Raw genomic sequence first — 8,447 nt, 5'->3', positions numbered from 1 at the left:
GCAGGTCGGCTCTCGCTGGCCCGTGCCGACGTCAGCGGCGCAGCCCAGCTCGACAGCACATCGCTGCACCTGGATGACAGCCGCATAGACGGCGCGCTCACGGCCACCGCGCGCAGCGGAGATATCCGCCAGGGCAACGGGGCATTGGCCATCGGCAACCACAGCCAGCTGGCGGCCAGCAATGACATCGTGCTGGGCAACGGCAGCAACCAGTTCGGCAGCAATCTGCACGCCCAGGGCCGTGACATCCGCTTGAACAGCCATGCAGCGCTGGATATTGCCCAGCTGCAGGCCACGGGCAGCGCACAGCTTGCAGGCCACGGTGTGGGCTTGCACAACACCAGCGTGGGCAACGATCTGCAGTTAGACAGCAGCGCCGCCATCCACCAAGGCAGCGCGCTCCAGGTGGGGGGCCGCAGCCGCTTCAGTGCAGCAGGCGACATTGCCCTGGACCATGCAGGCAACCATTTCGGTGGCAGCGTGGCGCTGGCAGGCAGCAATGTCGCCATTGCCAGCGACCACGCCGGCTTGGCACTGGCCGAGGTGCACGCAGCTACGTTGGAGGCAGGCTCCCTAGGTGCGCTATCGCTGGCCAATGCCACCGTTGCAGGAACCACGCAGTTGCAAGGCAGCTCCGTCGCACTGGGCCGCACCGATGTGGGCGGTGCTTTCACGGCCACCGCCACCAGCACCGACATCACCCAGACAGACAGGCTGAGCGTTGGCGGCAACAGCCAGCTGCAGGCGGCGAACGCCATCACCCTGGACAGGGCCCAGAACCACTTTGGTGGCCGTGTAGACCTGCATGCTGCATCTGCCAAGCTGGGCACCGATGGCAGCCTCGCTTTGGGCGATGTGACGGCTGACCGCTTGCAGGCCAGCGCCACACAAGGTCTGCAGCTGCAAGGCCATATAGCTGCCACCACGGTGGACCTGGCCACGGCAGGTGCGTTTGACAACCAGACCGGTGCCGATGCCATACGCGTGGGAGGCAACGGCCGCTGGCATGTGTACCTGGACGCCCCCGATCAGGGCCACCAGTTTGGTGGCCTGGACAGCGGCAATACGGCGGTCTGGAACACCCAGGCACTGGGGGCGACATCGGCCGCTGGCAACCGCTATCTGTTCGCCTGGAGCCCGACACTGACCGTGGAAGGCATGGCCCTGTCCAAGAACCTGGGCACGGTCCTGGACATTTCACAGGCCTATACCTGGTCGGGCCTGATGCTTGGCGTTGCCAATGCCTACCGCGCCGACAGCCTGACCGAGGTGTTGGGGGGCAACATCCGCGTGACTTCTGCCGGCGCAGCCGGTGACGCCGCTGTGCAATCCACGCCCTACCGCATTGACCTGGATGCCAGCCACCTCGACCTTTCCCAGTCCGGCTACCAACTGGTACTGCGGCCGGGCGAGCTGCGGATCACCTCCACGCAAGACTCGGCTGCCTATCAGTCCGCCATTCGCCTGCCTGCCACCGCAGTTGCCGAGCAACCCCTTCCTCCTACGGCCTCGTATGTTGCGCGCATCGCTGGTGGCATGCAGCGCCCCACCAGCCGTTGCACGGCACTCACTACTGACTGCGTTGAAGAATGAGCCAGATTTGCCTGCGTCAGGGAGACTCCTCCCCGCGCCACACACCACTGTCCCGAGGTTTGCACCTCACTTTGATGACGCTGCTGGCCGCAGGCTCCGCCTCGGCGCAGTTGCTGCCGCAAGGCAGTCAAATGCTGCGAGAGCTGGAGCGCGAGCAAGCCGTACCGGAGCAGCCTCGCCAAGGCAAGCCTGCCCTGTCGGTGGAAGAGCAGTCAGCGACGCCGCCGCCCGCTGCGCCCAATGCGCCGGTGATCTTTGTCAGTCAGGTCCAGGTGCACGGCAACCACTCCATAGACAGCCCCAGCTTGCAGACTTTGTTGCAAGACATCTCGGGACGCAATGTGACCCTGGCCGAGCTGCATCTGGCTGCGGCGCGCCTCAGCCAGTACTACCATTTCCAGGGCTTCCCTGTGGCTTATGCCTATGTGCCCCCCCAGTCGGTGGCCGGTGGCGTGGTGGTGATTGAAGTACTGGAAGGCCGCTATGACGAGGTCAAGCACTCGCAGCCCCCCCACCTCGGTGGCGCGGCACTGGCCCCGCTGGAACGCATCCAACCCGGCCAGGTGGTCCGCACCGAGGAGCTGGAGCACGTGTTGCTGCTGCTCAATGATTTGCCCGGCGTACAGGCCCAGGCCCAGCTGGCCCCTGGCCGCAACACCGGCGACTCCAGCCTGCTGCTCGACGCCAGGCTTGGCACACGCATCAGCGGCGCCATCGACCTGGACAACCATGGCAACCGCTATACCGGCAGCACCCGCCTGGGAGCCCGTATCCAGCTTGCCAGCCCGCTGGGCCTGGGCGACAGCCTGTCCATACGCGGGCTGCACAGCGATGAGAAACAGCGGCTGCTGCAGCTGGCCTACCAGGTGCCAGTCAGCCGCTGGGGCACGCAAGTCGGGGTGGGCCATACCTCCATGGACTATGAGCTGGGGCGTAATTTTTCGGTGCTGGAGGCGCATGGCTCGGCCCATACCAACAGCCTTTTTCTCTGGCAACCCCTGGTGGTAAAGCGCGGCCTGCGCCTGAACACCCGCCTGCAATACGAGCACAAGCGTTTTCAAGACGATATGGATCTGGTGCAGCTGTACCGGGGCAAAAAATCGGAACTGCTGAGCCTTTCCCTGGAGGGCAACAGCCAGGACCGTGTGCTGGGCGGCGGCAGCAATGTGTTCAGCTTGAAATGGAGTCATGGGGACCTCAAGCTGCGCAGCCCCGTGGACCAGCAAATCGATGCCATTACCGCGCGCAGCCAGGGCAGCTTCAACACGCTGCAAGCCACTCTGGCGCGCTGGCAGTACTGGAGCCCGCGCTGGAGCAGCTATGTGCAACTGCAAGCCCAATGGGCCGATGGCAATCTGGACCCCTCGGAAAAGATGAGCCTGGGCGGCGCCTATGGCGTACGCGCCTATCCACAAGGGGAGGCATCCGGCGACCAAGGTTGGCAGGGTACGGCCGAGCTGCGCTATGCCTTGAGCACCCAGTGGACGCTGCAAACCTTTGTGGACTACGGCAAGGTGCGCCTCACCAAGAAGCCATGGCAGCCCGGGTCCAATCATCAGTCCTTGAGCGGAGCCGGCGTGGGGACCACCTGGACCGGCGACAGGTGGCGCCTGGGTGCCAGCCTGGCCTGGCGCCTCGGTGGCGATGCTCCCAGCAGCGACAGTGACCGCAAGCCCCGCGCCTGGGTGAGTGGAACCTGGCTCTTTTAGAACGCAAACCCGTTCCGGGGCAATAACGGCCTTGCAGCAAGAAATGCTGCAAGGCCGTTTGCTTTGGTGCCTGGAGGTCTTGAGGCAAGACCATGCTCCGGCGAGACAAGTATTTCGAAAATGAAATTTCTTATATAAAAATAATTTTAAAAACCCAACTCAATACTCTTTGACAAACACAGCAGCAACAAGCATAGGGATAAACGCGTAAAAGCGCTTTCGCCCTATGGACTTCCGCGATCCTGGGCTTAGTATTAATTTCATTAAAGAAATTAATTTTCAAATACAAGTTCAGCAAAAGGAGTAGGCATGCAGCGCGTCACCGGAAAAACCGCCCTGGTCACAGCGGCAGGCAAGGGCATAGGCAGGGCCAGCGTTCTGGCCCTGGCGCAAGAAGGTGCCCAGGTCTGGGCCACCGATGTGGACGAGCAGGCCTTGGCCGAGCTCCACGAACAAGCCATGGCCCAGGGACTTGCCAATCTGCGCACGGCCCGACTGGATGTACGCGACACCGCTGCCGTCCAGGCTTTTTCAGCCCAGGTGGGCCGCCTTGATGTGCTGTTCAACTGCGCGGGCTTTGTGCACCACGGCAGCATTCAGGAGTGCAGCGAAGCGGATTGGGACTTCAGCATGGACCTGAACGTCAAGTCCATGTACCGCACGATCAGCGCCTTCCTGCCCGCCATGCTGGCCCAAGGCAGCGGCTCCATCATCAACATGGCTTCAGCGGCCTCCAGCGTCAAAGGGGTGGCCAAACGCTTTGTCTACGGGGCCTCCAAGGCCGCCGTCATCGGTCTGAGCAAGGCCGTGGCTGCCGACCATGTGCAGCAAGGTATTCGCTGCAATGCCATCTGCCCTGGCACGGTCGAGTCGCCCTCGCTGCAGGGCCGCATACGCGAGCAGGCAAGGCAGGCCGGCCTGGACGAGGCCGCCGTGCGTGCCGGTTTTGTCGCCCGTCAGCCCATAGGCCGCGTGGGCCGCGCCGAAGAGATTGCCGCCCTGGTGGTCTACCTGGCCAGTGACGAGTCTGCATTCACCACTGGAACGATTCACCTGATTGATGGGGGCTGGTCTAACTGAGACTGAGCCTTCCCCTGCGCTGGATTTTTCCAGCTTGTGACTCCACGCCCCAAGGCTGACGCCCTCTCTCCTGGCAGGAGAGGACTGGCGTGGTGGGCGCTGGCCCCAAGCCAAAAACAAACAAGGAGACAAATATGAAATTGCTTCGCTACGGACCTATCGGCCAGGAAAAGCCCGGCCTCGTCGACACCCAGGGACAGCTGCGCGATCTGTCGGGCCATATCGGCGACATCGGCGGCGCAACGCTCGCACCCGATGTGCTGCAGTTGCTGGCCGCGCTCGATACCAACGACCTGCCCCTGGTCAGCCAGCCTCAGCGCTATGGCGCACCCGTGGCCCAGGTGGGAAAGATTGTGTGCGTAGGCCTCAACTACGCCGACCATGCGGCCGAAACCGGGGCCCCGATCCCCGTCGAACCGATTCTGTTTTTAAAGCCCAGCTCTTCCATAGGCGGTGCTTACGACGATGTGGTGATTCCGCGTGGCTCGGTCAAAACCGACTGGGAGGTGGAACTGGGTGTGGTCATAGGCACCAAGGCCTCGTATGTGAGCGAGGAAGATGCGCTGGACTATGTTGCCGGCTACACCGTGATCAACGATGTCTCGGAGCGCGAATACCAGCTGGAGCGCGGCGGCCAGTGGGACAAGGGCAAGGGCTGCGACACCTTCTCTCCCATAGGGCCCTGGATGGTGACCCGCGATGAGGTGGCCAATCCGCAAGACCTCAAGCTGTGGCTGGAGGTCAATGGAAAACGCTTTCAGGATGGCAGCACCCGGACCATGATTTTTCCGGTGGCCAAGCTGGTGAGCTACATCAGCGAATTCATGTCGCTGCTGCCCGGCGACATCATCAGCACCGGCACACCGCCCGGTGTGGGCCTGGGCCAAAAACCCCCGGTGTATCTCCGCCCCGGGGATCGCATGCATCTGGGCATAGAGGGCCTGGGTGAGCAACATCAAAGCACCAGAGCTTGGGGCACCTCCTGAGCGACTTGGCAGCCCGCCGCAACCGCCGGAGCCTGCCGCAGCACTGCGTAAGAGGGACAGTGCCCGCGCCACCAACAGGTCAGGCTGGTAATCAAAATTCGTAGCTGACAGCGCTTGCTACGCAAAGGAGACAGGCTGTTTTATGCAATACCAGTTCGATTTTTCTGCCGTGCTGGCTCAGTGGCCTTTGCTGCTGGAAGGCGCATGGACCACGGTGCAGCTGTCATTTCTGGCCACGTTGCTGGGCTTTGTGCTGGGCACGCTGTGCGCCATAGGCCGTGGCAGCAGCCTGCCCTGGCTGCGCCGCCTGGTGGGTCTCTACGTCGAGGCCATACGCAATACACCGCTGCTGATCCAGAGCTATTTCCTGATCTTCGGCATGTCCTCGGTAGGCATCACCCTGCCCATCATGGCCGGCGCCGTGCTGGCCCTGGTGATCAACATTGGCGCTTACAGCTGCGAAATCATCCGCGCCGGCATCGAGTCCATTCACAAAGGCCAGCTTGAGGGGGCTGAATGCCTGGGCCTGTCGCGCGCTCAGACCCTGTGGCACGTGGTGTTGCGCCCTGCCGTGGAGCGCGTCTGGCCCGCGCTGACCAGCCAGTTCGTGCTGCTGATGCTGGCCTCCAGCATCATGTCTTCAGTAGGCGCCGAGGAGTTGCTGGGCGTGGCCAATCGCATCCAGTCCGACACCTTCCGCAACTTCGAGGTTTTTCTGGTGCTATGGGTGGTCTATTTGCTGCTGGCCTGCCTGATGCGCCTGGGTTTTTGGCTGCTGGGCCAGATGGTATTTACACGCCGGCGCAAGCTGGGAACAGCCTTGTGAAGGAGCAGCCATGAGCCAAGAGCAACTGCTTTTTCTGCTGCAAGGCGCCTGGGGCACAGTGTTGCTGTCGCTGCTGACCTTTGCAGTCGGTGGCCTGGCAGGTCTGGCGCTGGCCATGGCACGTGTCGCACCGGCCAGGCCGCTGCGTTGGAGCGCCGGCGCATGGGTACAGCTGATCCAGGGAACGCCACTGCTGGTGCTTATGGGCCTGTGTTTTTACGGCCCGAACATTGCAGGTCTGGGTTCGGTGCCGGCCCTGCTGGCGGCGGCCATGGCCATGTCGATTTACGCCAGCGCTTTTCTGGGCGAGATCTGGCGCGGCTGCATAGACGCCGTGCACAAAAGCCAGTGGGAAGCCGCCGAATGCCTGGGACTTTCGCGCTGGCAGCGCATGCGCTTGGTCATCTTGCCCCAGGCCCTGCGCATGGCCACGCCACCCACTGTGGGCTTTGCGGTGCAAATCGTCAAAAACACCTCGGTGGCTTCGCTGGTGATCGGCTTTGCCGAGCTTTCCTACAACGCCAAGGTGCTGAACAACTCCACCTTTCAGCCCTTTGTCTACTTTGGCAGCGCCGCCGTTTTGTACTTTGCCATCTGCTACCCGCTGTCACGCTGGAGCCTGACTCTTGAAAGGAAGCTCAATGCAAACCGTCGTTGAACTGGACGCCATTCACAAGCGCTTTGGCGACTTGCATGTGCTGCGCGGTGTCTCCTTTTCCGTGGCCAAAGGTCAGGTCGTGGCCATTATTGGCAAAAGCGGATCGGGCAAGAGTACGGCCCTGCGCTGCATCAACCGGCTGGAGCGTGTGGACCAGGGCCGTATCCAGGTCTGCAACCACGGTGTGCATGCACCGGACTTGGATCTGCGCGCCCTGCGCCGCGATGTGGGCATGGTGTTCCAGGGCTACAACCTGTTCCCGCATTTGACGGTGCTGCAAAACATCACACTGGGGCTGACGGCCGTCAAACACCAGAGCCCCCATGCAGCACGCGAGCTGGCCGGCGAGGTGCTGGCCAAAGTCGGTCTGGCTGACAAGGCCCAGGCCTATCCCGAGCAGCTATCAGGTGGACAGCAGCAGCGCGTTGCTATTGCCCGGTCACTGGCCATGCAGCCCCAGGTCATGCTGTTCGACGAGGTGACATCGGCGCTGGACCCCGAGCTCACCGGCGAAGTGCTCAAGGTGATGGAGCAGCTGGCCGCTCAAGGCATGACCATGATTTTGGTGACCCACGAAATGGCTTTTGCCCGCCATGTGGCCAACCAGGTGATCTTTATGCACCAGGGCCAAGTCTGGGAGCAGGGGGCAGCCAGCATGCTGAGCGCACCCTCCACCCCCGAGCTCCAACAGTTTGTAGGCAGCGGACTGTGAATGCAGCCGCCGTGTGAGCAATCCCCATCACCACTACCGCCACCACGAGGAGACCCATATGACAACGCACCGCATCCAACCCGCGCCCGGCCTGCGCACCGCTTTGCTGGCCCTCGGCCTGGCCCTGCTGGGCAGCGGCCCTGCCCTGGCAGACCAGCTCGACAGCATCCTGGCGGCCAAAAAGCTGCGCGTGGCCATAGACCTGGCCGTACCGCCCTATGGCATGAAGGACGACAAGTTGCAGTCCACCGGCTCTGACGTGGAAACCGCACAGCTGCTGGCCAGGGACCTGGGACTGGCGCTGGAAATCGTCCCCACCACCGGCGCCAACCGGATTCCGTTCTTGCAGACGGACAAGGCCGACATCGTGATTTCCAGCCTCTCCGTCACACCCGAGCGCGAGAAGGTCGTCGCTTTCTCCCGGCCTTATGCAGGCATTTTGTCTGTGGTGGGTGCCCCCAAAGGCATGGACCTCAAGAGCGCGGCCGATCTCGAGGGCAAGAAGATCGCCACGGCGCGTGGCACCACCAATGACCAGGAAATCAGCAAGATTGCCCCCAAGAGCGCTACCTTGCTGCGCTTTGATGACGACGCCACCAGCATTACCGCCGTGGTCAGCGGCCAGGCCCAGATCTTTGCCACAGCACCTGCGCTGCTCAAGGCCGTGAACGACAAAAACCCAGCCAAGCAGATGGAAGTCAAGTGGGTCATGAAGGTGAATCTGCTGGCCATGGGTCTGCGCAAGGGCGAGGACAGACTCAAGGCCAAGATTGACGATTGGGTGCAGCTGAATCTGAAAAATGGCCAGCTCAATGCCATCTACAAAAAATTCCACGGCGCAGACCTGCCAGAGCAGGTGCTGCAAGCCGGCTCCTGAAGCCAG

General features: G+C 62.5%; 8 protein-coding genes. All 8 read left to right on the top strand.

The annotated features are described in order from the left end of the window. A partial coding sequence (locus G486_RS0119045; RefSeq protein ID WP_169728626.1) for a hypothetical protein occupies nt 1-1,593 on the top strand: 1,593 nt, incomplete at its 5' end. Then, nucleotides 1,590-3,302 carry a ShlB/FhaC/HecB family hemolysin secretion/activation protein gene (locus tag G486_RS0119040; protein WP_084455447.1) on the top strand — a complete coding sequence of 571 codons (1,713 nt, stop codon included), beginning with the start codon at nt 1,590-1,592 and terminating at the stop codon, nt 3,300-3,302. The genes G486_RS0119045 and G486_RS0119040, both read left to right, overlap by 4 nt. A gap of 309 nt (nt 3,303-3,611) precedes the next feature. Next, nucleotides 3,612-4,382 (top strand): SDR family oxidoreductase, encoded by a 771-nt coding sequence (locus G486_RS0119035; protein WP_027016966.1) that lies wholly within the window; start codon nt 3,612-3,614, stop codon nt 4,380-4,382. Nucleotides 4,383-4,516: 134 nt separating this feature from the next. Then, nucleotides 4,517-5,368: a fumarylacetoacetate hydrolase family protein gene (locus tag G486_RS0119030; protein WP_027016965.1), complete on the top strand. Its 852-nt coding sequence runs from the start codon at nt 4,517-4,519 to the stop codon at nt 5,366-5,368. 142 nt (nt 5,369-5,510) lie between these two features. After that, entirely contained in the window at nt 5,511-6,194 is a 684-nt protein-coding gene (locus tag G486_RS0119025; protein ID WP_027016964.1) for an amino acid ABC transporter permease, read from the top strand. A 10-nt stretch (nt 6,195-6,204) separates the two neighbouring features. Continuing rightward, nucleotides 6,205-6,852, top strand: a complete 648-nt coding sequence (locus G486_RS0119020; RefSeq protein WP_027016963.1) for an amino acid ABC transporter permease — start codon at nt 6,205-6,207, stop codon at nt 6,850-6,852. Next, nucleotides 6,836-7,564, top strand: coding sequence for an amino acid ABC transporter ATP-binding protein (locus tag G486_RS0119015; protein WP_027016962.1), 729 nt, complete (start codon nt 6,836-6,838; stop codon nt 7,562-7,564). Before G486_RS0119020 ends, G486_RS0119015 begins: the two co-directional genes overlap by 17 nt. A 58-nt stretch (nt 7,565-7,622) precedes the next feature. After that, nucleotides 7,623-8,441, top strand: a complete 819-nt coding sequence (locus tag G486_RS0119010; protein ID WP_034388473.1) for a transporter substrate-binding domain-containing protein — start codon at nt 7,623-7,625, stop codon at nt 8,439-8,441. Nucleotides 8,442-8,447 lie beyond the last annotated feature (6 nt).

Origin of the sequence: Comamonas composti DSM 21721 (genome assembly GCF_000429845.1) — a bacterium.
GTDB classification, from domain to species: domain Bacteria; phylum Pseudomonadota; class Gammaproteobacteria; order Burkholderiales; family Burkholderiaceae_C; genus Comamonas; species Comamonas composti.
This window is presented reverse-complemented; position numbering and strand designations above follow the sequence as displayed.